The following is a 23,690-nucleotide window of genomic DNA, read 5'->3' as shown; positions in this document are numbered from 1 at the left end:
GTTTCCTTACTGGGGGTCAGCGACCGTACTTGGGGGCGAAGAACCGCGCGACGAGTCGGGCGACGAGGTTCAGCACCATGACGATGAGGATGAGCGTGAGGGCGGCCGCCCACGCGCGGTCGAGGTACGCCTCGGGCGGGTTCCCCTGGTTGGCGTACTGGGTGTAGACGAACACGGGCAGCGACTGCATGCGTCCCTCGAAGAGGTCGTAGTTCATGCTGTTCGTGAAGCCGGCCGCGATGAGCAGCGGCGCGGTCTCGCCGATGACGCGGGCGATCGAGAGCATGATGCCGGTCGTGATGCCGGCGATCGAGGTCGGCAGCACGACCTTCACGATCGTCAGCCACTTCGGCACGCCGAGGGCGAAGGATGCCTCGCGGAGCTCGTTCGGCACCAGGCGCAGCATCTCCTCGCTGGAGCGCACGACGACGGGGATCATGAGCACGGCGAGCGCGACCGCGCCGGCGATGCCGGTGCGCGTGCCCGGGCCCCAGAAGATCGCGAAGAGCGCGTAGGCGAACAGGCCCGCGACGATCGAGGGGATCCCGGTCATCACGTCGACGAGGAACGTGATCCCGCGGGCCAGACGGCCGCGGCCGTACTCGACGAGGTAGATCGAGGTCATGAGCCCGATCGGGATCGAGATCAGGGCCGCCGTGCCGGTCATGAGCAGCGTGCCCACGATCGCGTGCAGGGCGCCGCCGCCCTCGCCGGTGACGTTGCGCATCGAGTACGAGAAGAACTCGGCGTCGAAGCGGTGCAGACCGAGGGTGATGACCGTGAACGTCAGCGAGACGAGCGGGATCATCGCGATGATGAACGCGCCGGTGACGAGCGCCGTGACGAAGCGGTCGGTCGCCCGTCGCGAGCCCTCGACGATGCGCGAGATCAGCGTGATCGTGACGACGTAGAGGATCGCGCCGATGATGAACGTGCCGACCCAGTTGAACTCGCCGGAGGCGAACGCCAGGACGCCGAACAGGCCGGCCGACACGAGCAGGCTGACGCCGAGCACCATCCACGGGGCGCCGTTGGGCAGCTTGCCCGCGGTGAGCGAGTTGCTGACGGGCGCCGCGGCGGGTCCGCGGGTCTCGGGAGGGGTGATCGTCGTGGTCATCAGTTCGCTCCCGAGAACTCGGCGCGGCGGGCGACGATCCAACGGGCGATCGCGTTCACCGCGAAGGTGACGATGAAGAGGATGAGGCCCGTCGCGATGAGCACGTTGACGTTGATGCCGTACGCCTCCGGGAAGCTCAGGGCGATGTTCGCCGCGATGGTCGACGGATTGACCGAGGTGAGCAGCTGGAACGTGACGGCGCCGGTGGCGGAGAGCACCATGGCGACCGCCATCGTCTCGCCCAGGGCGCGGCCGAGGCCGAGCACGGCGGCCGAGATGATGCCGGGGCGGCCGAACGGCAGCACCGACATCCGGATCATCTCCCAGCGGGTCGCGCCGAGCGCCAGCGCGGCCTCCTCGTGCAGCACGGGCGTCTGCAGGAAGACCTCGCGCGAGATGGCGGTGATGATCGGGATGATCATGACGGCCAGCACCATCGCCGCCGTCAGGATCGTGCGTCCGGTGCCGGAGACCGGACCGGCGAAGAGCGGGAACCAGCCGAGGTTGTCGACGAGCCAGGTGTAGACCGGCTGGACGGCCGGCGCGAGCACGCCGATGCCCCAGAGGCCGAACACGACCGAGGGCACCGCGGCGAGCAGGTCGACCACGTAGCCGAGCACCGACGCGAGCCGGCGCGGGGCGTAGTGCGAGATGAACAGCGCGATGCCGATCGAGATCGGGAGGGCGATGACCAGCGCGAGCGCGGCCGCCCAGATCGTGCCGAAGACGAGGGGGCCGACGTACGACCAGAAGTTCGAGTCGAGGATCGACGCGTCCTCGTGCGTCGCGAAGAGCGCGGGCACGCTCTGCACGATGAGGAACGTCGCGACCGCGGCGAGCGTCACGAGGATCATCGATCCGGCGAACACCGCCGACTTCGAGAAGACGCTGTCGCCGGGGCGCTGCTTCGCCTTGATCGGCGTCGTGGCTGTGGTCATCGAGGAGATCCTCCGATTGTGGTGCGAATGGCACGGGCGTGCCCGGCCCGGCGCTCCGTGGCGGGAGCGACCGGACCGGGCACGCGTCGCATTACTGGATCGAGTCGATCGCCGCCGTGACCTTCTCGCGGAGCGAGTCGGAGATCGGGGCCGAACCGGCGGCCTCGGCCGCGACGTCCTGGCCCTCGGGGCTGGCGATGTAGGAGAGGTACGACTTCACGAGCTCGACGTTCTCGGTCTCGGCGTACTGCTGGCAGGCGATGAGGTAGCTGACCAGGACGATCGGGTAGACGCCGGCCTCCTCGGAGGTGCGGTCGAGCTCGATCGCGAGGTCGTGGTCGTCACGGCCCTCGACGAACGGCGAGGCGTCCACGATCGCGGCCGCGGCCTCGGGCGAGTACTCGACGAAGTCGCCGCCCACGCCGACCGCGACGGTGCCGAGGTCGCCGGCGCGCGACGCGTCGGCGTAGCCGATGGTGCCGGTGCCGTTGGTCACCGCGTCGACGACGCCCGAGGTGCCCTGCGCGCCCTCGCCGCCCTCGAACGGCCACACGCCGTCGGCCTCGTAGGTCCACACGTCGGGCGCCGCAGCACCGAGGTAGTCGGTGAAGTTCTCGGTCGTGCCCGAGTCGTCCGAACGGTGGACCGGGGTGATGGCCTGGTCGGGGAGCTCGACGCCCTCGTTCGTGGCGGCGATCGCCGGGTCGTTCCAGTTGGTGATGTCACCGGCGAAGATGCCCGCGAGCGTGGCCGGGTCGAGGTTGAGGCTGTCGACGCCCTCGACGTTGAAGATCACGGCGATCGGCGAGATGTAGAGCGGGAGCTCGACGATCGTGGTGTCGGGGGCGCACTTCTCGAAGCCGCCCGCGGCGATCTCGTCGTCCTTGAACGCGCGGTCCGAGCCGGCGTAGTCGCTGGCACCGGAGAGGAAGGTGTCGCGACCCGCACCCGAACCGGTCGGGTCGTAGTTGATCGTGACGTCGGGGTTCGCGGTCTGGAAGCCGGCGATCCACGCCTGCTGTGCCGAGTCCTGCGACGACGCGCCGGCGCCGACGAGGTTGCCCGAGAGGGTCGACTCGGAGGCGGCGGTGTCGGTCGAGCCGCCCTCGTTCGCCGCGCAGGAGCTGAGCGCGAGCGCCGCGGTCATGGCGATGACGGCGGGCGCGCCGAAACGCTTGAGGTTCACGTGATTCCCTTCCGGGGGTTGGAGTGCAGGATCCGGGTCGGGTGCCCGACCCGCCTGCGACGCTAATCAGCGTGCGTGACGAGCGTCCCCCACGATGGTGAACGGCAGGTGAACGGCGGCTTTCGGTGCGGATGCCCCCGCTGGGAGTCCGCGGTGAACTAGGCGGACGGCGCGTGCGTCTCGATCGCGATGATGCCCGAGGACGGGTTCGACGACGACAGGTGGACCACGCTGAACGCCCCGACCTCGAGGCTCGCGGCGTCCGACACGTACGCGCCCAGCGGGGTGCCGGTCGCGAGCGCGATCTCGCGCATGATCTCCGGCAGCACGGGGCCGTGGCTGCAGACCACGGCCGTCTTGCCGACCCGCACCCGCTTGCCGATCACGCGGCGCACCTCGTCCGTGCCGGACTCCCACGCGTCCTGGCTGATGCCGTCGTCGCGCTTGATGGGGACGCCGGTGGCGGCCGAGAAGGGCGTGACCGTCGTCACGCACCGCACGGCGGGGCTCGAGACGATCTTGCGGGGCTTCCACGCGCGGAGCGTCTCGACGAGGCCGGCGGCCTGGGTTACGCCGCGGTCGACGAGCGGGCGCGACGTGTCGGCGCCCTTCCACCCCGAACGGGACGTCGCCTTGCCGTGGCGCAGCACGATGAGCGCGAAGGTGTCGGTGACGCCCTGGTCGACGAGGGCGGCGAAGTTGTCGAGGATCTCGCGATCGGGTTCGTAGGTGAGGTAGGAACGGGCGCGCTTGATCGTGACCCACTCGAGCGCCGCGATCTCGGAGTTCGGCCGGAACGTCGAGGCGAGCACGGCCTTGTCGGTGACGTGCGCCGCCCAGTAGTGCACGATCTTCTCGCGGCCGCTCGGCAGCGGGTAGCGGGAGACGCCGACCGGCACGCCGAGCGCGATCCGAAGCCCGGTCTCCTCCGCGATCTCGCGCACCGCGGTCTGCGGCAGCGTCTCGCCCGGGTCGACCTTGCCCTTGGGGATCGTCACGTCGCCGTAGACGGTGCGGTGCACGACGAGCACGTGGATCCGCCCGTCGATGACGCGCCAGCAGACCGCGCCGGCTGCGTAGACGGCGGTGGCGACCTTGCTCATCGGCGCTTCGCCGATCGCGTGCCGCGCTGGGCGACGCGGGTGCTGCGCTGGGCGACCCGCTGGATCCGGAGGTGCTGCAGGTCGTCGAGCGGGCGGCCCGAGTCATCCGTCGAGTGCCTCGTCCAGGTGCCGTCGCCCGCGAGCCACCACGAGCTGGTGTGCTCGGCCATCGCCTCGTCGAAGAGCTCCCCGATCTCGGCGACGTGGTCGGGGTCGGTGAGCCGGACGAGCGCCTCGACGCGTCGATCGAGGTTGCGGTGCATCATGTCGGCCGAGCCGATGTAGACGACCGGGTCGCCGTCGTTGTGGAACGAGAAGATCCGCGAGTGCTCGAGGTAGCGCCCGAGGATCGAGCGCACCTCGATGTTCTCGCTGAGCCCGGGGATGCCCGGTCGCAGGCTGCAGATGCCGCGCACCCAGATCTCCACGGGCACGCCCGCGTTCGAGGCACGGTAGAGGCCGTCGATGATGGCCTCGTCGACCATCGAGTTGACCTTGATGCGGATGCCGGAGGGCCGGCCGGACTCGGCGTTGCGGGTCTCCTGCGCGATGAGCTTGAGCAGTCCCTTCCGGAGGTGGAGGGGGGCGACGAGCAGTCGCTTGAACTTCTTCTCGATCGCGTAGCCCGACAGCTCGTTGAATAGCCGGGTCAGGTCCTTGCCGACCTGGTCGTCGGCCGTGAGGAGCCCGAGGTCCTCGTAGATCCGGCTGGTCTTGGGGTTGTAGTTGCCCGTTCCGATGTGGCTGTAGTGCTTGAGGCCGTCCTTCTCCTGGCGGATGACGAGCGCGAGCTTGCAGTGCGTCTTCAACCCGACGAGGCCGTAGACGACGTGCACGCCGGCCTTCTCGAGCTTGCGCGCCCACGAGATGTTCGCCTGCTCGTCGAAGCGGGCCTTGATCTCGACGAGTGCCAGGACCTGCTTGCCGGACTCCGCGGCGTCGATCAGCGCCTCCACGATCGGGCTGTCGCCCGACGTGCGATACAGCGTCTGCTTGATGGCGAGCACGTCGGGGTCGTCGGCCGCCTGCTCGAGGAACGCCTGCACGCTCGTCGCGAACGACTCGTACGGGTGGTGCAGGAGGACGTCCTTCTCGCCGATCGCGGCGAAGATGTCGGCGCGGCGGTTCGGCTCCGACGGTTGCAGCTGCACGTTCGTCGCCGGCACGTGCGTCGGGTAGTGCAGCTCCGGCCGGTCGATCTTGGCGAGGTCGAAGAGGCCGCCGAGGTCGAGCGGCGAGGGAAGGCGGTAGACCTCCTGCTCGGTGACGTCGAGCTCGCGCACGAGCAGGCCGAGGGTGACCTCGTCCATGTCGTCGGAGATCTCGAGGCGGATGGGCGGACCGAACCGGCGGCGCAGCAGTTCCTTCTCGAGCGCCTTGATGAGGTTCTCGGTCTCGTCCTCCTCGATCTCGACGTCCTCGTTGCGCGTGACGCGGAAGACGTGGTGGTCGAGCACCTCCATGCCGGGGAAGAGGTCGCCCAGGTGGTTCGCGATCAGTTCCTCGAGCGCGATGTAGCGGGCGTCCTCGACGGACTCCGACGGGTCGACGCGCACGAACCGGGGGAGCATCTGGGGCACCTTCACGCGCGCGAACTCCTGCCGGCCGGTGCGGCTGTTGCGCACGCGGACGGAGAGGTTCAGCGAGAGGCCGGAGATGTAGGGGAACGGATGCGCCGGGTCGACCGCGAGCGGCATGAGCACCGGGAAGATCTGCCCGCTGAAGTAGTCGTGCAGGTGCTCGCGCTCGGACTCGTCGAGCCCGCCCCACGAGACCACGTGGATGCCGGACTCCGCCAGCGCCGGCTTGAGCAGTTCCTGGTAGGCCGCCGCGTGCCGGTACTGCAGCTCGTGCGCCTTCTGCGAGATGTCGGAGAGCACCTCGTGCGGCGTCCGCCCGATGTTCGTCGGCACCGCCAGGCCGGTGTTGATGCGGCGCTTCAGCCCGGCGACGCGCACCATGAAGAACTCGTCGAGGTTCGAGGCGAAGATCGCGAGGAAGTTCGCCCGCTCGAGCACCGGCAGCCGCGGGTCCTCCGCGAGCTCGAGCACGCGCTGGTTGAACGCGAGCCAGCTCAGTTCGCGGTCGAGGTAGCGCTCGTCGAGGAGTTCGGGCGCGCCGTCGGTGTCGAGCGGCTCGAAGTCGTCGTCGAAGTCGCTCGCCGTGCGGTCTTCGTCGAGGGTCGTCTCCGCGGTCATCCACACATCATGCCACCGGGCCGTGACGCGGTGGTGAAGTGCGGGTCACCGGCTGGTGAGGTTCGCGTCCTGCTCGTCGTCCTCGTGGACGTTGAAGCGGTAGCCGACGTTGCGGACCGTGCCGATGAGGCTGTCGAGGTCGCCGAGCTTGGCGCGCAGCCGCCGCACGTGGACGTCGACCGTGCGCGTGCCGCCGAAGTAGTCGTAGCCCCACACCTCGCTCAGCAGCTGCTCGCGGGTGAAGACGCGCGACGGGTGCGCCGCGAGGAACCGGAGGAGCTCGAACTCCTTGTAGGTGAGGTCGAGCGTGCGACCGTGCACCTTCGCGGAGTAGCTCGCCTCGTCGATCACGACGCCCGAGGTCTGGATCCGCTCGGCGGGCTGCGACGCCTGCGCGCGGCCGAGCGACAGCCGGATGCGGGCGTCGATCTCGGCCGGCCCGGCCTGTTCGAGGATCACGTCGTCGACGCCCCAGTCCGGCGTGACGGCGGTCAGCCCGCCCTCGGTGACGACGAGGATGAGCGGTACCGAGAGCCCGGTCGTGCGGAGGATCTGGGAGAGGGCCTTCGCACCCGCGAGGTTCGTGCGGGCGTCGAGGAAGACGAGGTCGGCCTCGGGCGCGCGCACCAGCTGGTCGGGCGACGCCGGGATCACGCGCACCCGATGGGTCAGGAGAGACAGGGCCGGGAGAACGTCTTCGTTGGCTGCCGGCGTCAGGATCAGCAGCTGCGCCACGCACACCCTCCAGTAGTAAGGTGCGGTCAATACTACGGGACGATGAACGACGTGGGACGGAAGATGGCGGCGGACGGCATGCAGCAGGGCGAGGCGGCCCCGGCGAGGGGGCTCGTCAGGTGGGGCACGCCCATCACCTGGGCGATCGCGCTCGCCGGCACGGCGACGGTCGTCGGGCTGTCGTGGGGCGGGCGCCACGTGTGGTTCAAGGACGCCGGGCCGTACGCCGCCCTGTCGATGCTCGGCATCGTCTTCGCGGCATCCGTCATCGCGGCGCTCCTGCTCCAGCTGGCCTCCCGCCAGCCGCACGGCTACCTCGGCCGGGCGAGCGCGTCGGTCGCCGGCGTGGTCGTGATCATCGCCCTGGGGGTGCTCGCGCTGCTGCCGGTGCTCGGGTGAGCACCGGGTAGACTCGCACCATGTCCTCGCTGCTCGCGCTCGAACTCTTCTTCATCGGCCTGCTCGGTCTCGCGAGCCTGACCATCGCGTGGATCAGCGGCGTGGTCGTCTACAAGCTCTTCAAGGGGCAGCGCTAGACCGTGATCGAACTGCCGGTCGACCTTCCCGCGGAGCTCGTGCCGCTCTCCTGGCTCATCGGGGTCTGGGAGGGGTCCGGGGTCCTCGACTACACGGTCGGCGACGACTCGGTCACGCACGAGTTCGGCCAGCGCGTGAGCTTCAGCCACGACGGCCTGCCCTACCTCAACTACACGTCGTCGACGTGGCTCTTCCCGCGCGATGCGGATGACGAGCCCACCCCGCTCGCGTCCGAGACGGGGTACTGGCGGCTCTCCCGCCCGCTCGGCGAGGGCGACCCCGGCCCGGGCATGCTCCCGCCGGTCGGCGAGCCCCGCTTCCCCGACGCGGAGTCGGTCGAGACGCTGCGCAACGACGCCGGCGGGTTCGACCTCGAGGTCTCGATCGTGCACCCCGGCGGCGTCAGCGAGCTCTACCTCGGCCAGGTGAAGGGCCCGCGCATCGACCTCGCGACCGACGCCGTGATGCGCACGGCGGGCGCCAAGGAGTACGCGGCCGCGACCCGCCTGTACGGCCTCGTCGAGGGGCACCTGCTGTGGGCGTGGGACATCGCGGCGCTCGGCCAGGACCTGCGCACGCACGCGTCCGCCCGCCTCGCGAAGGTCGACTGATGACCGGTTCGCCCTTCCTCGCCCTGCCGGGTGCGGTCGTCGGCGATCCGCCCGATGAGGGCGTCGCCGCGCACTACGGCAACCCGATGGTCGAGCAGCGCCGACTCGAGCAGGGGCGCGCCATCGTCGACCTCTCCGATCGCGGCGTGCTGACGGTGACCGGGCCCGACCGCCGGTCGTGGCTGAACTCCATGGCGAGCCGGTCGCTCGACCACCTGCAGCCCGGGCAGAGCGCCGAGGCGCTGTTCCTCGACGCGGCCGGGCACGTCGAGCACGCCGTGCACGTCGTCGACGACGGCGAGCGCACGTGGCTCGTGCTCGAAGGCGGCGCCGCGCCCGCGCTCGCCGCCTGGCTCGACCGGATGCGGTTCATGCTGCGCGTCGAGGTGGCGGACGTCACGGCCGACCACGCCGTCGTCGCCGCGATGCCGTCGGGCGACGGCTTCCCGGTCGCGCTGCCCGAGGGCTCGCTCACCTGGACCGACCCGTGGCGGCGCGTGCTCGACGACGGGTACGCGTACGCGCCCGAATCCGGTCATGCGGGCGCGACCTGGCGGCTCGTCGAGGCGATCGTGCCGCGCACGGCCCTGCCCGGGCTCGTGGCGGCCGTCCGCCGCGGGGAGGTCGAGGTCGCGGGCGCGCTCGCACTCGAGGCCCTCCGCATCGCGGCCTGGCGCCCGCGCTTCGCGACCGAGGTCGACGAGCGCACCCTGCCCCACGAGCTCGACTGGCTGCGCAGCGCGGTCGACTTGAACAAGGGGTGCTACCGAGGGCAGGAGACCGTCGCCAAGGTCGTGAACCTCGGCCGCCCGCCGCGCCGCCTCGTCATGCTCCACCTCGACGGCAGCGACACCATCCTCCCGAGGCCGGGCGATGCCGTCGTCGGCATGAAGCAGCGTCCCGAGCCGGCGCCCGGCGAGGAGCCCGAACGGCGCGTCGTCGGTGCGATCACGTCCGCGGCGATGCACCACGAGCTCGGCCCGATCGCGCTCGCCGTCGTCAAGCGCTCGGTGCCCGCCGATCTCGAGCTCATCGTCGAGAGCCACGGCATCGACGTCGCGGCGGCGCAGGTCGAGATCGTGCCCGCCGGTGCCGCGCCCGCCGTGGCGGTGCCCCGCCTGCCGAGGCTCGGCATCCGGCCGTGACCCCGGCGCGCGGCGAGACGGCCGGTCGCCTCGCCGCCGGCCTCGCCCGCCTGCGCGACTCACTCCCCGCGATCCTCCAGATCACGGTCACCGCGGTCGCCGCCTACGCGTTCTCGCGGTACGTCGTCGGCCACGAGCAGCCGCTGATCTCGGCGCTCGTCGCGATCACGTCGCTCGGGTTCGTGCGCGACGCGCGCCCGGTCCGGGTGCTCGAGACCGTCATCGCGATGACGCTCGGCATCGCGCTCGCCGAGGCCCTGCTGCTCGCCGCCGGGCCGGGACTCGTGCAGTACGCCGTCGCGCTCTCGGTGACGCTCGCCGTCGCGCGCTTCCTGTCGCCGAACGCGGCCTTCGCGATCGCCGCCGCGGTGCAGTGCTCGCTCGTCATGCTGGTGCCGGCGCCCGAGGGAGGCCCGTTCGTGCGCACGCTCGACGCGGTCGTGGGCGGCGCGTTCGCCCTGCTCGCGACCGCCGTGATCCCGCGCGATCCCCGACGGGCGGCGCTCCGCGACGGACGTCGCCTGCTCGCGGAGCACGTCGCGGTCCTGGCCGCGCTCACCGACGCGCTCCGCGAGGGCGATGCGGATGCCGCGGGCCGGGCGCTGTCGCGGGCCCGCTCGACGCAGCCCGCGGTCGAGGACTGGACCGCGAGCGTCGACTCGGGCCTCGCCATCGCGCGGGTCTCGCCGATCGTGCGGCGCTCGCGGTTCGACCTCGAGCGGCAGCGGGTCATGCTGTCGGGCGTCGACCTCGCCACGCGCAACCTGCGCATCGTCGCGCGACGCGTGGAATGGGTGCTCCGCGACGGGCGGCCGCGCGACGCCGTCGCGGACGTCGTGGCGCGCATCGGGGTCGCGGTGCAGGCGCTGGAGGAGTCCCTGCGGGACGTCTCCCAGCAACCGGTCGCGCGGCACGCCTTCGCCGAGATCCTCCGTCACCTCGACCCCGCCGCGATCCTCCCCGAGGGGTCCCAGGGGGAGCGCAACACGCTCGCCGCGCTCCGCCCGTACCTCGTCGACCTGCTCACCGCGACCGGGGTCGGCCTCGAGGACGCCCGTTCGCTGCTCCCGGGCGACTGAGCGATCGGGGGTGTCGGTGCGCCACCGCGCTCGCCGCCGCGGCACGCGCGTGGTCACCGAGGGGCGACCGCGGCCCAGTCGAGGCTCAGCTCGCCGAGCCGCCACCGGCGCACACCGCCGTGCACCGGCCATCCGCCGTCGCGGAGCTCCCGCGCGACGGCGATCCAGCGCTGCGACGGCCCGTACACCGAGAGCGGGGCGTGCACGCGCCAGGCCCGGTCCAGCGCGACGAGCAGGTCGTGGATGCGCTCGCCGGGCACGTTCCGGTGGATGAGCGCCTTCGGCAGGCGCTCGGCGACCACGGACGGCGCCTCGAGCCCCGTGAGGCGAAGGCTGATCGTGAACGTCCGGGCACCGGCATCCGTCACGCCCACCCAGCTCGCGATGCGGCCGAGCTCGTCGCACGTGCCCTCGACGAGCAGGCCGCCCGGGGCGAGCCTGGCCGTCATCCGCGACCACGCCGCGCGCACCGCCTCCTCGTCGTACTGCCGCAGCACGTTGAACGCGCGGATGACCGCGGGCGCGCGCCCACCCGGCACGGGCACCTCGAACCCGCCCGGGGCGAACCCGACCGGCAGGTCCGCGGCGAACGGCGTGCGGCCCGCCCGCACGTCGGCGAGCTGCGCCTCGGCCGTCCGGACGCGCCCCGGCTCGATCTCGAGCCCGAGCACGCGGACGTCCGGTCGCGCGCGGCGGAGGCGCGCGGCCAGTTCGAAGGCGGTCACGCCGCTCGCCCCGTAGCCGAGGTCCACGACGAGCGGGTCCGCCGCCCGCCGGAACTCCGGTTGCTCGGCGATCCAGCGGTCGACGCGGCGCAGGCGGTTCGTGTTCGTCGTGCCCCGCGTGATGGATCCGACCGGCATGCCCCCAGTCTCGCAGGCACCCGCACCGCGCAGGCGGCGGCATCCGTCACCGGCCGACGCCCGCCCGTGAGGCGCGCACGGCGCGCCGCTAGGCTGGGCGCATGGTCTACACCCTCGTGCTGCTGCGCCACGGCCAGAGCGACTGGAACGAAAAGAACCTGTTCACCGGCTGGGTCGACGTCCGGCTCAGCGAGACCGGCCGCGCCGAGGCGAAGCGCGCCGGCGAGCTGCTCGTCGAGCAGGGCGTGCTGCCCGACGTGCTGCACACCTCGGTGCTCACGCGTGCGATCCAGACCGCCGACATCGCCCTCGAGGAGGCCGACCGGCTCTGGATCGACGTCCGCCGTTCGTGGCGCCTGAACGAGCGACACTACGGTGCGCTGCAGGGCCTCGACAAGGCCGAGACGCTCGAGAAGTACGGCCAGGAGCAGTTCATGCTCTGGCGCCGCTCGTTCGACGTGCCGCCGCCCGTGCTCGCCGACGACGCCGAGTGGTCGCAGGTCGGCGACCCGCGCTACGCCGGCCTCTCCGACGACGAGATGCCGCGCACCGAGTGCCTGAAGGACGTCATCGCGCGCATGCTCCCGTACTGGGAGTCCGACATCATCCCCGACCTGAAGACGGGGCGGACCGTCCTCGTCACGGCGCACGGCAACTCGCTGCGCGCCCTCGTGAAGCACCTCGACGGCATCTCGGACGAGGACATCGCCGGGCTGAACATCCCCACCGGCATCCCGCTCGTCTACGAGCTCGGCGAGGACTTCATGCCGACCAAGCCGGGCGAGTACCTCGACCCGGAGGCAGCGGCCGCCGGCGCGGCCGCGGTCGCGGCGCAGGGCAAGAAGTAGCCCGTCCGACACGCGACGAGGGCCGAGCGGATGCGACATCCGCTCGGCCCTCGCTCGTGGGTGACGCCGATCAGACCGGCTCGGGCACCCAGTCGCCCGTGGCGAGGTACTGCACCTTCTTCGCGATCGACACGGCGTGGTCGGCGAACCGCTCGTGGTAGCGGCTGGCGAGCGTCGCGTCGACCGTGTCGACCGCCTCGCCCTTCCACGTCTCGCCGAGCACCTTGTCGAACACGGAGAGGTGCAGCGCGTCGACCTTGTCGTCCTCGTTGCGGATCTCCTCCGCGAGCTTGACGTCCTCGCTGCGGAGCAGCTCGACGAGCTGCTTCGCGATCTCGACGTCGAGCGCGCCCATCTCGGCGAACGTCGGCCGCAGCGACTTCGGCACGACCTTGTCGGGGAAGCGGTAGCGGGCGAGCTGCGAGATGTGCGTCGCCATGTCGCCCATGCGCTCGAGCGACGCCGAGATGCGCAGTGCGCTCACGACGATGCGCAGGTCGCGCGCGACGGGCTGCTGGCGCGCGAGGATCGTGATCGCCAGCTCGTCGAGGGCCTGCGCCCGCTGGTCGATCAGGTGGTCGTCGGCGATGACCTCCTCGGCGAGGCTCACGTTCGACTCGTTGAAGGCGCGCGTCGCCTTCTCGATGGCCTCGGCGACGAGCGTCGCGATCTCGACGAGGCCGTCCTGGACCTCGCGCAGTTCCTGCTGGAACACCTCACGCATCTGATTGACCCTCCGATGGTCTCGGGTTCCCACGCGGGCACGCGGGACGACCGGTGCGAACCGGCCCGCGACATCCTCGCCGTCGAAGGTGAACGGCAGGTGCCGTGCGGCTGAACAGTCTCCAACCTACCCCGCAGCGACGCGGGGACGGGCGATCGGGGCCGGACCGCCATGGTTAGGGTGGTGCCATGGACTCCACCTGGTCGGTGCTGGCCGCGCTGACCTTCGGCATCCTCCTCGGGGCCGGGTTCACGGTCGTGCTGCACATGGCCGAACGCCGCGGCCAGAGCGCTGCGCGCGTCGCCGCGCCGACGATCCCGGACGGGGTCGACCAGGTGCTCGACGTGCTGGAGTCCGCGGGCGTGGTCCTCGACCCGTCCAACAACGTCCTGCGGGCCTCGCCGGGCGCCCTCGCCATGGGGCTCGTGCGCAACCAGATGCTGGCGCACCAGGAGCTCGTCGACCTCGTGGCGAAGGTCCGCCGCACCGGCGAGCCCATCGCGGTCGAGCTCGAACTCCCGCGCGGGCCGTTCGGCGACGCGACGCTCCGCCTGGTGGTGCGCGTCGCGCGCCTGGGCACCCGCTTCGTCGTGCTGCTCGCCGACGACCGCACCGAGGCGCACCGCCTCGACGAGGTGCGCCGCGACTTCATCGCGAACATCAGCCACGAGCTGAAGACCCCGATCGCGTCGGTGAGCCTGCTCGCCGAGGCCCTCGACCAGGCCGCCGACGAGCCCGACCAGGTCCGTCGCTTCGCGGACCGGCTCGGCGTCGAGTCGACCCGGCTCGCGCACATCACGGGCGAGGTCATCGAGCTGTCGCGGCTGCAGGCGCGCGACGCGCTGCGACGCGACGAGCTCGTCGACGTCGACCGGGTGGTCGCGGCCGCGGTCGACCAGAACCGCGTGGTCGCCGCCGCGAAGGGCGTCGACGTGGCGGTGCGCGCGAAGTCGCGCGCGGAGGTCTACGGCGACGAGGCGCTGCTCGTCGTCGCGCTGCACAACCTCGTCTCGAACGCGATCGCGTACTCGACCGAGGGCGGACGCGTCGGCGTGGGCGTCATCGTCGACGACGACGCCGTCGAGATCTCGGTCGCGGACCAGGGCATCGGCATCGCGCCCGAGGACCTCGATCGCGTGTTCGAGCGGTTCTACCGGGTCGACCAGGCGCGCTCGCGCAACACGGGCGGCTCCGGGCTCGGCCTCAGCATCGTCAAGCACACGGTGCAGAACCACGGCGGCGACGTCCGCGTGTGGTCGCACCCCGGGCGGGGGTCGACGTTCACCATCCGCCTGCCGCTCGCCGAGCGGCCGATCCCGCGCGAGGCGCCGCCCGCGACCGAGCCCGAGTCCGACGCGGCCCCGCCCGTCGGCGACGACGCCAAGACCCGCATCGCCGCGGCCCTGCCGGCCGCGCCATCCCGAGGAGACCGAGAGTGACCCGCATCCTGCTCGTCGAGGACGAGATCGCGTTGAGCGACCCGCTGAGCTTCCTGCTCGAGCGCGAGGGCTACGAGGTGGAGGTGGCCGCGGACGGCCTCGTCGCCGTGGCCGCGTTCGACCGCGACGGCGCCGACCTGGTGCTGCTCGACCTCATGCTGCCGGGGCTGCCCGGCACCGAGGTGTGCCGTGAGATCCGCCAGCGGTCGAACGTGCCGATCATCATGCTGACCGCGAAGGACTCCGAGGTCGACATCGTGGTGGGGCTCGAGCTCGGGGCCGACGACTACGTCACGAAGCCGTACTCGACGCGCGAGCTGCTCGCCCGGATCCGGGCCGTGCTGCGGCGGCGCGCCGAGCCCGACGACCTCGACGAGGCGATCGTCGAGGGTGGTCGCGTGCGCATGGACGTGGACCGCCACACGGTGGAGGTCGACGGCGAGGCCGTCGCGATGCCGCTGAAGGAGTTCGAGCTGCTCGAGCTGCTCATGCGCAACGCGGGGCGCGTGCTCACGCGCGGCCAGCTCATCGACCGCGTGTGGGGGAGCGACTACTTCGGCGACACCAAGACGCTCGACGTGCACATCAAGCGCATCCGGTCGAAGATCGAGCGCACGCCCTCCGAGCCGGTGCAGCTGGTGACCGTGCGCGGCCTCGGCTACCGGTTCGAGGCGTAGCCGGAACGAGCGGAGCGGATGCCGCCGGCTCTCGCCGCGGCATCCGCTCCGGTGGTCTCGGGGTGTCCCTTACGGGACGAGGTCCTCGTACTCGGGCAGGCGGCCGTCGAGCACCGGGACGGTGATCTCGACGCCCTCGGCGCTGCCGGCCTGGAGGTAGACCTCGACCAGGCCGCCGACCTCGGCGTCGAGGTCCTCGATGAGCAGCGGCTCCTCGTCCTCCGTGCCGAGCGAGACGGTCTCGCCGGCGTCGACGTCGATCTCGAAGGTGTCGCCGGCGTCGACGAGCTGGACCTCGAGGGTCTCGTCGTCGGTGCCCGTGTTGGTGATGGACATGACGAGGTTGCCCTCGGCGCCGTCGTCGCTCACGATGAGGGCGTTGCGCACGTCGAGCGGCCCGACGTCGGCGGAGACGCCGTCGCTCGGGTCGTACTTCTCGGTCGTCGCCTGGTAGGTCAGCATGGCGCACCCGCTGCCGCCGATGGCGATGCCGAGAGCCAGGGCGACGGATGCGGCGAGACGCGCCTTCACAGAACCTCCAAGGACGAGCGTGCGCGCAGCGGCATGGACCCGCGCGCGTGGGATCGAGTCGAGTGTAGCCTACGGCGACCGCGCCCCCCGGGGGCGGAGGCGGAACCTTAGCACTACCTCGGTGTGATATCCTGAAAGTTGCCGAAAGGACGTCTATTCATGCTTTTTGAGGTTGGCGAGACCGTCGTTTACCCCCACCACGGTGCCGCAACGATCGTCGAAGTCAAGAAACGCATCATCAAGGGCGAAGAGAAGCTCTACCTCAAGCTGAACGTCACGCAGGGCGACCTCGTCATCGAGGTTCCCGCCGAGAACGTCGACCTCGTCGGCGTGCGCGACGTGATCGGCAAGGAGGGCCTCGACAAGGTCTTCGAGGTGCTTCGCGCCCCCTTCACCGAGGAGCCGACCAACTGGTCGCGTCGCTACAAGGCGAACCTCGAGAAGCTCGCCTCGGGTGATGTCATCAAGGTGTCGGAGGTCGTGCGCGACCTGTGGCGCCGCGACCAGGACCGCGGCCTGTCCGCCGGTGAGAAGCGCATGCTCGCCAAGGCTCGCCAGATCCTGATCTCGGAGCTCGCGCTCGCCGAGAAGACCGACGAGGAGCAGGCCTCGACGGTCCTCGACGAGGTGCTCGCCTCCTAGCGCTCGACGCAGCAGACCATCGCCGCCGCGGCCCACGCCCGGCGGCGATCGTCGTGTCCGGGGCACCGCGCGGGCGGCGCCCGCGCATGGCGGATCCGGGCGGGTCGCCGCCCTGCGGCGGGACTACGGTGGAGACGTGAACGACTCCACCGTCGCCGTCATCGTCGTCGCCGCGGGCAGCGGCACCCGGCTCGGGCACGCCGAGCCCAAGGCGCTCGTGCCCCTCGGCGGCGACACGATCCTCGGCGTCGCGTTGGATGCCGTGTACGGCATGCGCGAGGCGCCCCACGTCGTCGTCGTCGTCCCGGCCGACCGCGTCGCCGAGGTCCGACGCCGGTACCAGCCGCGTGCCCGCGCGGCCTCCGCGGGCCTCGTCGTCGTCGCGGGCGGCCTGACCCGGCAGGAGTCGGTCGCACGCGGGCTCGCCGAGCTCCCGCGCGAGATCGAGGTCGTGCTCGTGCACGATGCGGCGCGCCCGCTCGCCCCGGCCGCGGTGTTCGACGAGGTCGCCGCCGCCGTCGAGGCGCGCGGCCACGGCATCGTGCCCGGGCTGCCCGTCGTCGACACGGTCAAGCGCGTCGATGCCGAGGGCCGCGTGCTCGAGACCGTCGACCGGTCCGAGCTCGCGGCCATGCAGACCCCGCAGGGCTTCCCGCGGGAAGTGCTCGAGTCGGCGTACGCCGCGGCCCCCGCCGACTTCACGGACGACGCCGCGCTCGTCGCCGCGGCCGGCGTCCCCGTCGACGTGGTGCCGGGCGACGCGCGGGGCTTCAAGGTCACCGTGCCCTCCGACCTCCACCGCGCCGAGCAGCTCGTGGCCGAGCGCGCGGGAGGCGGGCCCGCGGCGGAGGAGCGCGCGGCGCATCGCGCGCTGCCCGCCCACGCGGCGGTCCCGCGCGTCGGCACGGGCGTCGACGTGCACGGCTTCGCCGACGACCCGGCGACGCCGCTGTGGCTGGTCGGGCTGCACTGGCCGGGCGAGCGCGGGCTCTCGGGGCACAGCGACGGCGACGCGGTGGCCCACGCGATCTGCGATGCGCTCCTGGCCGCCGCCGGGCTCGGCGACATCGGCGGCATGTTCGGCACCGCCGACCCGCGGTTCTCGGGTGCGCACGGCGAGGTCTTCCTCGCCGAGACCGTGCGCCGGCTCGGCGCGGACGGCTGGCGCGTCGGCAACGTCTCGGTCCAGGTCGTCGGCAACCGGCCGAAGCTCGCGCCCCGGCGTGCCGAGGCCGAGGCGCTGCTCACCCGCATCGTCGGCGCGCCCGTCAGCGTCGCCGCGACGACCACCGACGGCCTCGGCTTCACCGGGCGGGGCGAGGGCGTCACGGCGATCGCCACCGCGCTGGTGCTCCCGGCCTGACGCGGCCGGGGCGTTGCACGTCACCCGCGCCCGAGGCCCGCGGCGCGTGCCAGCGCGACGGCCTCCTCGCGGGTCGCGACGCCGAGGCGCGCCGGGACGCCGGCGAGCACGTTCCGGACCGTCTTGACGCTCACGTGCAGCCGGGTCGCGATCGCGGCCGGCTCGAGTCCGGCGGCGAGCAGGTCGAGCACCTCGCGCTCGCGTTCGCGCAGCTCCGGCAGCGGCGGCCGCCACGGCCCCGCCCGGGGCTGGAGCAGCGTCACCGCCCGCGCGGCGACGCTCGCGCCGAGCAGGAGCTCGCCGCGTGCCGCGGCGCGCACGACGCGGACCAGCTCGTCGGGATCGGCGCCCTTGAGGACGAAACCGACGGCGCCGTCGCGGAGGGCGGCGGCGACGGCGTCGTCGTCGTCCACCATCGTCAGCATCACGATGCGCACGCCGGGGGCCCGGGTGCGGATGGCGCGGACGGCGTCGATGCCGGTGCGCCGCGGCATCCGGATGTCGAGCAGGAGCACGTCCGGCGCCTCGGTCACCGCGACGCGGATCGCCTCCTCGCCGTCCTCCGCCTCGGCGACGAGCTCGAGGTCGTCGACCGCCCCGAGCATCGCGCGAACGCCGCGACGGAAGAGCGCGTGGTCGTCCGCGATGGCGACGCGGATCGGGGCGGTCACGACGCCTCCGCGGCGGGTGCGTCGACCAGCGGCAGGCGCGCCTCCACCGTGGTGCCGCCCGGGCCGTCGACGACCTCGAGCCGGCCGCCGAGCTCGCGGGCGCGCCGCTCCATCGACGCCAGCCCGAGCCCGGGGGCCTCGTCGCGCCGGCCGTGCCCGTCGTCGGCGACGACGAGGAGGAGCCGGTCGCCGTCGCGGTCGAGCGACACCGTGCATCGCGATCCGCCGGAGTGCCGCACGGCGTTCGCGACGGCCTCGAGCGCGATGGCGTACGCCGCGGACTCGACGGCGGCGGGCAGGGCGGGAGGGTCGTCCGCATCGACCTCGACGCGCACGGGCCCGGTCACCGCCTCCGCGTAGGCCCGGATCGCCCCGACGAGCCCGACGTCGTCCAGTGCCGGCGGACGCAGGCCGCGGACGATCCGGCGCACGTCGTCGACCGCCTGCGTCACCTGCTCGCGGGCGTCGGCGACGAGGCGCACGGCCTCGGCCGCATCCTGCGCCGCCTCGCGTTCCGCCGCGCCGAGGATCAGGGTCGCGGCCGCGAGCGTCGGGCCGAGCTCGTCGTGCAGGTCGTCCCGCACCCGCCTCCGTTCGTCCTCGCGGGCCGCGAGCTGCGCGCGCCGCGACGCCTCCAGCTCGCGCGCCAGCCGACGCCCGTGCAGGACCGCCGCGAGGTGGGCGCGCACCGGTTCGAGCGCCGCCGATTGGGCCGGGTCGAGCAGGTCGGCGCCGCCGCGCTGCTCGAGCACGAGCGTTCCCTCGATGCGGCCGGCGTGGACGAGCGGCACGGCGACCCCGGCGTGGCGCGGGGCCGAGCCGCCGAACTCGATCGCGGCGCTGCGCATGCCGAGCGCCTCGGCGATCGTGGAGGCCACGAGGTCGGGCGCGAGCGACGGGCTCGCCGCCAGCGCGAGTCCGGAACCGAGGTCGGCGAGCATCCGCCGTCGGTCCGCGTCGCTCCCCGTGAGCACGCGTCGCGACGCGCGCAGCACCAGACCATCGAGCGCGGGCAGCACGACGGCGAGGAGCGCGGCCGGCAGGGCCAGTGCGACGGCCGGCTCGGCGCCGGCCGCGCGGAGCGCGGCCGCACCGCCCGCGAACGCCGCGACCGCGACGAGGGCGGTGACGGCGGCGGCGACGACCCGGGCGACGGGTGCGGCCGCACCCCAGAGCCCCCGCCGCAGCACCGCGGCCGCGACCGACACCGGAACGGCCAGGAACGCCGCGACGAGCACGACCTGGAGGACGAGGTCGGTCGGGCCGCCCACCGGAGCGAGGCCGGCGCCCTGCACGCCGGCCGCGAGGCCGAGGACGGCGAAGGACGCGCCGATGGTCGCGTACGTCCCGGCGACGAGCCGGCGCCGGTCGCGGTCGCCGGCGAGGAGCTGCGCGGTGACCGTCGCGAGCACGAGGGCGGCGACGATCACGGTGCCGACCGCGACCACGACGCCGCCCGCCTCGGTGCCCGACGCCAGGGTCGTGAGCAGCACCCACGCGATCGCGACGACGACGAGGGCGCGCGCCCACCACCCGCGGACGACGCCGTCCGGGAACGAGGCGATCCACCAGACGACGAGCAGGATCGACGTGTCGACGAGGATCCCGAGCCAGCCGAGCCCGGGATGCTCGGCGACGAGTGCGGGGACCGATTGCGGGAAGCCGACCGCGATCGCGGTCAGTGCGGCCGCCGCGGTGATCGCGCCCCGCGGTGCGGCGCTCGACAGCGCCCCGCGCAGCAGCAGCGTCGCGACCGCGAGGCACGCCCCCGCCATGAGCAGCGACAGCGCGAGCCCGATGGCGGCGTGCCCGTCGACACCCGTGCCGAGCGCCGAGAGCCGGTTCGCGGCGGCGGTGTCGATCGCGCCGGGCGGGCAGTCGCCGCCGTCGCAGATCGTGGTGCGCGCCCGCCACGCCGCAGGGACGGCGGCGAGCACGAGGATCCCGGCCGACACGGCGGCGGCCGCCACGAGCGCGACGGCGACGCGGCTCGCAGCGGTCCGCTCGGGTCGCTCCCGCTCGGGGGCCATGGCCGCAGTGTATCCGCGGGCGGTCTCGCAGGTCAGGACCGCGGATCCGGACGCGCCGTGAGCGCCACCGCCGCCCAGGCGAGCGCGAGCGGCAGGGAGTTGACGGGCACGAGGAACATGACCGGGACGACGAGCGCCAGGGCCGTCCCGACCCACCACGGCCAGACCCGGCGGCGCAGCGCGCCGAGCACGCCGGCGACCAGCAGGCCGAGCGCCATGAGCGCGACCTCGGCGAGGAACACCTCGACGGGTGGCTCGACGCGCGTGCCGACGACCCACGCCATCGTGAGGCCCGACGCCGCCAGCCCCGCGATGCCCGGCACCCACGCGGCGAGGCGCGCGCCGCGCGGTGCGAGGGCCCCGAGCACGACGGCGCCCGCCAGGAACGCGAGCCCGCCGAGCGCCTCCGAGGCGCCGCCGAGGCCGGTCGCGTGATCGGCCGCGTCGCCGCCGGAGACCACGGCGGCGGCGCCGACGGCGAACTGGGCGGCGTACAGGGCGACGGCGGTCCAGGCGGACCATCGCGCGACGGCGCGGCGCCGGGCGATCGCGGCCGGCGACGGGCCGTCGAGCGGCGCCGACTCGGCGACCTCGGCGGAGGCGGCGAACGCGGTGCGCGGAGTGCGGCTGGACATGGTCGGGCTCCTCTCGGGCAGCGGGCACCGGGCCCGTGCGGCACCGGCGGGCGACCCGCCGCGACGATGCTCCCGCGCCGGGCGTCCCGGGCGGTCGGGCGCCGATCCCGGATGCCGGGCGGCCGGTACGCTTGACGGGTGACCGTGCGACTCTACGATTCGAAGGCCCAGGCGCTGCGTGACTTCGTGCCCCTCGAGGAGGGGCACGTCGGCATGTACGTGTGCGGCCCGACCGTGCAGTCGAGTCCGCACATCGGCCACCTCCGCAGCGCGCTGGTCTACGACATCATGCGCCGCTGGTTCGACGCGCGCGACTACCGCGTCACCTTCATCCGGAACGTCACCGACATCGACGACAAGATCCTGAACGCCGCCGCCGAGGAGGGCATCGGCGAGCAGTGGTGGTCCCTCGCCTACCGCGTGGAGCTCGAGTTCACCGCCGCCTACAACGCCCTCGGCATCCTGCCGCCGACCTACGAGCCGCGCGCGACCGCGAGCGTCACGCAGATGCAGCAGCTCATCGGGCGGCTGATCGACCTCGGCCATGCCTACCCCGCTCCGGACGGGTCCGGCGACGTCTACTTCGACACCGGGAGCTGGCCCGCCTACGGCGAGCTCACGCGCCAGTCCCGCGACCACATGGAGGCCGCGGCCGACAGCGATCCGCGCGGCAAGCGCGACCCGCGCGACTTCGCCCTGTGGAAGGGGCGCAAGCCGACCGAGCCGGTGTCGGCCGGGTGGGACTCGCCGTGGGGTCCCGGGCGGCCCGGCTGGCACATCGAGTGCTCCGCCATGTCGGCGCGATACCTCGGCCCCGAGTTCGACATCCACGGCGGCGGCCTCGACCTCCGCTTCCCCCACCACGAGAACGAGCTGGCCCAGTCCACGGCCGCGGGTGACGGCTTCGCGCGCTACTGGGTGCACAACGGCCTCGTGAACATCGGCGGCCAGAAGATGTCGAAGTCGCTCGGCAACTCGGTCTACGCCTACGAGCTCACCGCCCTCGCCTCGCCGCTCGCGGTGCGGTACCTGCTCGGCCAGGCCCACTACCGCTCGATCCTCGACTACTCGCCGGACTCGCTCGACGACGCCGAGGCGGCGGTCGACCGCATCCGCACCTTCCTGCAGCGCGTCGACCGGCGCCTCGCCGGCACGCGGTACGCCGGCGGCGGGGCGGATGCCTCGTGGCCCGACGCCTTCGCCGAGGCGATGGACGACGACCTCGGCGTGCCCCAGGCGCTGGGCGTGCTGCACGAGACCGTCCGCGCCGGGAACCAGGCGCTCGACGGCGAGGACCTCGGCGTCGCCGCCGAACTGCGCGGGCAGGTGCTCGCCATGGTACGGGTGCTCGGGATCGACCCGACCGATGCGCACTGGTCGACGGATGCCGGACCGGCCGCGGGCGCGCTCGACGCCCTCGTCGCCCGGCTCGTCGACGACCGCCGCGCGGCGCGCGACGCGAAGGACTGGGCCGCCGCCGACCGCATCCGCGCCGAGCTCGCGGACGCCGGCATCACGATCGAAGACAGTCAGACCGGAACGCATTGGAGCCTCACCTCATGAAGGGCAGCAGCGGGAAGTCGCGGCCGGGAGCCGTGCGCAAGAAGGGCAAGGGCAAGCAGGTCGGCACCGGCGGGCACAGCCGCAAGGCGCTCGAGGGCAAGGGGCCGACCCCGAAGGCCGAGGACCGGCCCTACCACCAGGCGTACAAGAAGAAGGCGGCCGCGGAACGCGCGGCCGCGCGCTCGGGCGGGCGTACCTCGCAGCGGCCCGGTGCCCCTCGCGGCGCCTCGGGCGCGGCCAAGCGCGCGAAGTCGGGCGACGAGTCCGAGATCCTCTCCGGGCGCAACTCGGTCGTCGAGGCGCTGCGCACGCGCATCCCCGCGACGACGCTCTACGTGGCGGCCCGCATCGAGATGGACGACCGGGTCAAGGAGTCGCTGAAGATCGCGACCAGCCGCGGCATCCCCGTGCTCGAGGTCATGCGGCCCGAGCTCGACCGCCTCGCGGGCGAGGGCGCCGTGCACCAGGGCGTCGCGATCAAGGTGCCGCCGTACGACTACGCGCACCCCGTCGACCTGCTCGACGAGATCGTCGACGCCGGCGACACGCCGCTCCTCGTCGCGCTCGACGGGGTGACCGACCCGCGCAACCTCGGTGCCATCATCCGCTCGACCGCCGCCTTCGGCGGCCAGGGCGTCATCGTGCCGCAGCGCCGATCGGTGGGCGTCACCGCCGCCGCGTGGAAGACGTCCGCCGGCGCGGCCGCGCGCATCCCGGTCGCGATGGCCTCCAACCTCACCCAGACGCTGAAGGTGCTCAAGGAACGCGGCGTCTTCGTGCTGGGCCTCGACGGCGACGGCGACGTGAGCCTTCCCGGCCTCGACTTCGCCGACCGGCCGGTCGTGATCGTGGTCGGGTCCGAGGGCAAGGGGCTCTCGCGCCTCGTGACCGAGACGTGCGACGCCGTCGTGTCCATCCCGATCTCGTCGGCGACCGAGTCGCTCAACGCGGGCATCGCGGCATCCGTGACCCTCTACGAGATCGCGCGCCTGCGCGCGGCTGCCGAGTAGCCCGGGTTCTCGCCTGAGCGGATGGGATCGCGTTCCACCGGTGTG

23 protein-coding genes are annotated in these 23,690 nt (G+C 72.9%); 11 read left to right on the top strand and 12 right to left on the bottom strand.

Annotation, left to right across the window (positions count from 1 at the left end):
- Positions 1–16: 16 nt before the first annotated feature.
- The 6 genes from pstA to ABD230_RS18675 form a co-directional block, all read right to left on the bottom strand.
- Entirely contained in the window at positions 17–1,117 is a 1,101-nt protein-coding gene (pstA, locus tag ABD230_RS18700; RefSeq protein WP_344378757.1) for a phosphate ABC transporter permease PstA, read from the bottom strand.
- Positions 1,117–2,055 carry a phosphate ABC transporter permease subunit PstC gene (gene pstC, locus ABD230_RS18695; RefSeq protein WP_344378753.1) on the bottom strand — a complete coding sequence of 313 codons (939 nt, stop codon included), beginning with the start codon at positions 2,053–2,055 and terminating at the stop codon, positions 1,117–1,119. The genes pstA and pstC overlap by 1 nt, the downstream gene beginning before the upstream one ends.
- A gap of 91 nt (positions 2,056–2,146) precedes the next feature.
- Complete coding sequence (gene pstS / locus ABD230_RS18690; RefSeq protein ID WP_425546261.1) at positions 2,147–3,241, bottom strand: phosphate ABC transporter substrate-binding protein PstS; 1,095 nt, start codon at positions 3,239–3,241, stop codon at positions 2,147–2,149.
- A 158-nt stretch (positions 3,242–3,399) separates the two neighbouring features.
- The gene (locus ABD230_RS18685) at positions 3,400–4,344 is read right to left on the bottom strand and encodes an NUDIX hydrolase (RefSeq protein WP_344378750.1); all 945 of its coding nucleotides are present in this window, start codon (positions 4,342–4,344) and stop codon (positions 3,400–3,402) included.
- On the bottom strand, positions 4,341–6,542 hold the full coding sequence (locus ABD230_RS18680; protein ID WP_344378745.1) for an RNA degradosome polyphosphate kinase: 2,202 nt from the start codon (positions 6,540–6,542) through the stop codon (positions 4,341–4,343). The genes ABD230_RS18685 and ABD230_RS18680 overlap by 4 nt, the downstream gene beginning before the upstream one ends.
- A gap of 45 nt (positions 6,543–6,587) precedes the next feature.
- On the bottom strand, positions 6,588–7,277 hold the full coding sequence (locus ABD230_RS18675) for a response regulator transcription factor (protein ID WP_344378743.1): 690 nt from the start codon (positions 7,275–7,277) through the stop codon (positions 6,588–6,590).
- Positions 7,278–7,328: 51 nt separating this feature from the next.
- On the opposite strand from ABD230_RS18675, the gene ABD230_RS18670 reads away from it, so the two are divergent.
- The 4 genes from ABD230_RS18670 (at position 7,329) to ABD230_RS18655 (ending at position 10,649) form a co-directional block, all read left to right on the top strand.
- On the top strand, positions 7,329–7,676 hold the full coding sequence (locus ABD230_RS18670) for a hypothetical protein (RefSeq protein ID WP_344378740.1): 348 nt from the start codon (positions 7,329–7,331) through the stop codon (positions 7,674–7,676).
- A gap of 140 nt (positions 7,677–7,816) precedes the next feature.
- The gene (locus ABD230_RS18665; protein WP_344378737.1) at positions 7,817–8,425 is read left to right on the top strand and encodes a nitrobindin family protein; all 609 of its coding nucleotides are present in this window, start codon (positions 7,817–7,819) and stop codon (positions 8,423–8,425) included.
- The gene (gene ygfZ, locus ABD230_RS18660; RefSeq protein ID WP_344378734.1) at positions 8,425–9,570 is read left to right on the top strand and encodes a CAF17-like 4Fe-4S cluster assembly/insertion protein YgfZ; all 1,146 of its coding nucleotides are present in this window, start codon (positions 8,425–8,427) and stop codon (positions 9,568–9,570) included. The genes ABD230_RS18665 and ygfZ overlap by 1 nt, the downstream gene beginning before the upstream one ends.
- On the top strand, positions 9,567–10,649 hold the full coding sequence (locus tag ABD230_RS18655; protein WP_344378731.1) for an FUSC family protein: 1,083 nt from the start codon (positions 9,567–9,569) through the stop codon (positions 10,647–10,649). The genes ygfZ and ABD230_RS18655 overlap by 4 nt, the downstream gene beginning before the upstream one ends.
- 53 nt (positions 10,650–10,702) lie before the next feature.
- On the opposite strand, the gene ABD230_RS18650 is transcribed toward ABD230_RS18655, so the two are convergent.
- Positions 10,703–11,512 carry a class I SAM-dependent methyltransferase gene (locus ABD230_RS18650; protein ID WP_344378730.1) on the bottom strand — a complete coding sequence of 270 codons (810 nt, stop codon included), beginning with the start codon at positions 11,510–11,512 and terminating at the stop codon, positions 10,703–10,705.
- A 101-nt stretch (positions 11,513–11,613) separates the two neighbouring features.
- Between ABD230_RS18650 and ABD230_RS18645 the strand changes: the two genes are divergently transcribed.
- On the top strand, positions 11,614–12,360 hold the full coding sequence (locus ABD230_RS18645) for a phosphoglyceromutase (protein ID WP_344378727.1): 747 nt from the start codon (positions 11,614–11,616) through the stop codon (positions 12,358–12,360).
- A gap of 70 nt (positions 12,361–12,430) precedes the next feature.
- Here the strand turns inward: ABD230_RS18645 and phoU are convergent, their stop codons facing one another.
- A complete protein-coding gene (gene phoU, locus ABD230_RS18640; protein ID WP_344378724.1) occupies positions 12,431–13,084 on the bottom strand; it encodes a phosphate signaling complex protein PhoU in 654 nt (217 codons plus the stop codon).
- Between the two features lie 188 nt (positions 13,085–13,272).
- Between phoU and ABD230_RS18635 the strand changes: the two genes are divergently transcribed.
- Together ABD230_RS18635 and ABD230_RS18630 are read left to right on the top strand one after the other, a co-directional pair.
- A complete protein-coding gene (locus ABD230_RS18635; RefSeq protein WP_344378720.1) occupies positions 13,273–14,523 on the top strand; it encodes a sensor histidine kinase in 1,251 nt (416 codons plus the stop codon).
- On the top strand, positions 14,520–15,200 hold the full coding sequence (locus tag ABD230_RS18630) for a winged helix-turn-helix domain-containing protein (RefSeq protein ID WP_344378717.1): 681 nt from the start codon (positions 14,520–14,522) through the stop codon (positions 15,198–15,200). The genes ABD230_RS18635 and ABD230_RS18630 overlap by 4 nt, the downstream gene beginning before the upstream one ends.
- Before the next feature lie 69 nt (positions 15,201–15,269).
- Here the strand turns inward: ABD230_RS18630 and ABD230_RS18625 are convergent, their stop codons facing one another.
- Complete coding sequence (locus ABD230_RS18625; RefSeq protein ID WP_344378715.1) at positions 15,270–15,731, bottom strand: hypothetical protein; 462 nt, start codon at positions 15,729–15,731, stop codon at positions 15,270–15,272.
- A 159-nt stretch (positions 15,732–15,890) separates the two neighbouring features.
- Here ABD230_RS18625 and ABD230_RS18620 point away from each other — a divergent pair, with 159 nt between their 5' ends.
- Positions 15,891–16,373, top strand: a complete 483-nt coding sequence (locus tag ABD230_RS18620) for a CarD family transcriptional regulator (RefSeq protein WP_067948714.1) — start codon at positions 15,891–15,893, stop codon at positions 16,371–16,373.
- Between the two features lie 112 nt (positions 16,374–16,485).
- The gene (gene ispD / locus ABD230_RS18615) at positions 16,486–17,736 is read left to right on the top strand and encodes a 2-C-methyl-D-erythritol 4-phosphate cytidylyltransferase (protein ID WP_425546262.1); all 1,251 of its coding nucleotides are present in this window, start codon (positions 16,486–16,488) and stop codon (positions 17,734–17,736) included.
- 20 nt (positions 17,737–17,756) lie between these two features.
- Here the strand turns inward: ispD and ABD230_RS18610 are convergent, their stop codons facing one another.
- Genes ABD230_RS18610 through ABD230_RS18600 form a run of 3 tightly spaced genes read right to left on the bottom strand, consistent with a single transcriptional unit; the run spans position 17,757 to position 21,072 of the window.
- Positions 17,757–18,407, bottom strand: coding sequence for a response regulator (locus tag ABD230_RS18610; RefSeq protein ID WP_344378699.1), 651 nt, complete (start codon positions 18,405–18,407; stop codon positions 17,757–17,759).
- On the bottom strand, positions 18,404–20,437 hold the full coding sequence (locus ABD230_RS18605; protein ID WP_344378694.1) for a histidine kinase: 2,034 nt from the start codon (positions 20,435–20,437) through the stop codon (positions 18,404–18,406). The genes ABD230_RS18610 and ABD230_RS18605 overlap by 4 nt, the downstream gene beginning before the upstream one ends.
- 32 nt (positions 20,438–20,469) lie before the next feature.
- Complete coding sequence (locus ABD230_RS18600) at positions 20,470–21,072, bottom strand: hypothetical protein (RefSeq protein ID WP_344378689.1); 603 nt, start codon at positions 21,070–21,072, stop codon at positions 20,470–20,472.
- Positions 21,073–21,210: 138 nt separating this feature from the next.
- On the opposite strand from ABD230_RS18600, the gene cysS reads away from it, so the two are divergent.
- Both cysS and rlmB read left to right on the top strand, forming a co-directional pair.
- On the top strand, positions 21,211–22,635 hold the full coding sequence (cysS, locus tag ABD230_RS18595) for a cysteine--tRNA ligase (RefSeq protein WP_344378687.1): 1,425 nt from the start codon (positions 21,211–21,213) through the stop codon (positions 22,633–22,635).
- Complete coding sequence (gene rlmB, locus ABD230_RS18590; protein WP_344378685.1) at positions 22,632–23,645, top strand: 23S rRNA (guanosine(2251)-2'-O)-methyltransferase RlmB; 1,014 nt, start codon at positions 22,632–22,634, stop codon at positions 23,643–23,645. The genes cysS and rlmB overlap by 4 nt, the downstream gene beginning before the upstream one ends.
- Positions 23,646–23,690: the final 45 nt, after the last annotated feature.

This window comes from Agromyces tropicus (assembly GCF_039531345.1).
GTDB classification, from domain to species: Bacteria; Actinomycetota; Actinomycetes; order Actinomycetales; family Microbacteriaceae; genus Agromyces; species Agromyces tropicus.
Note: the sequence above shows the minus strand (reverse complement) of the source record. Positions and strands in the feature narration are given on the sequence as shown.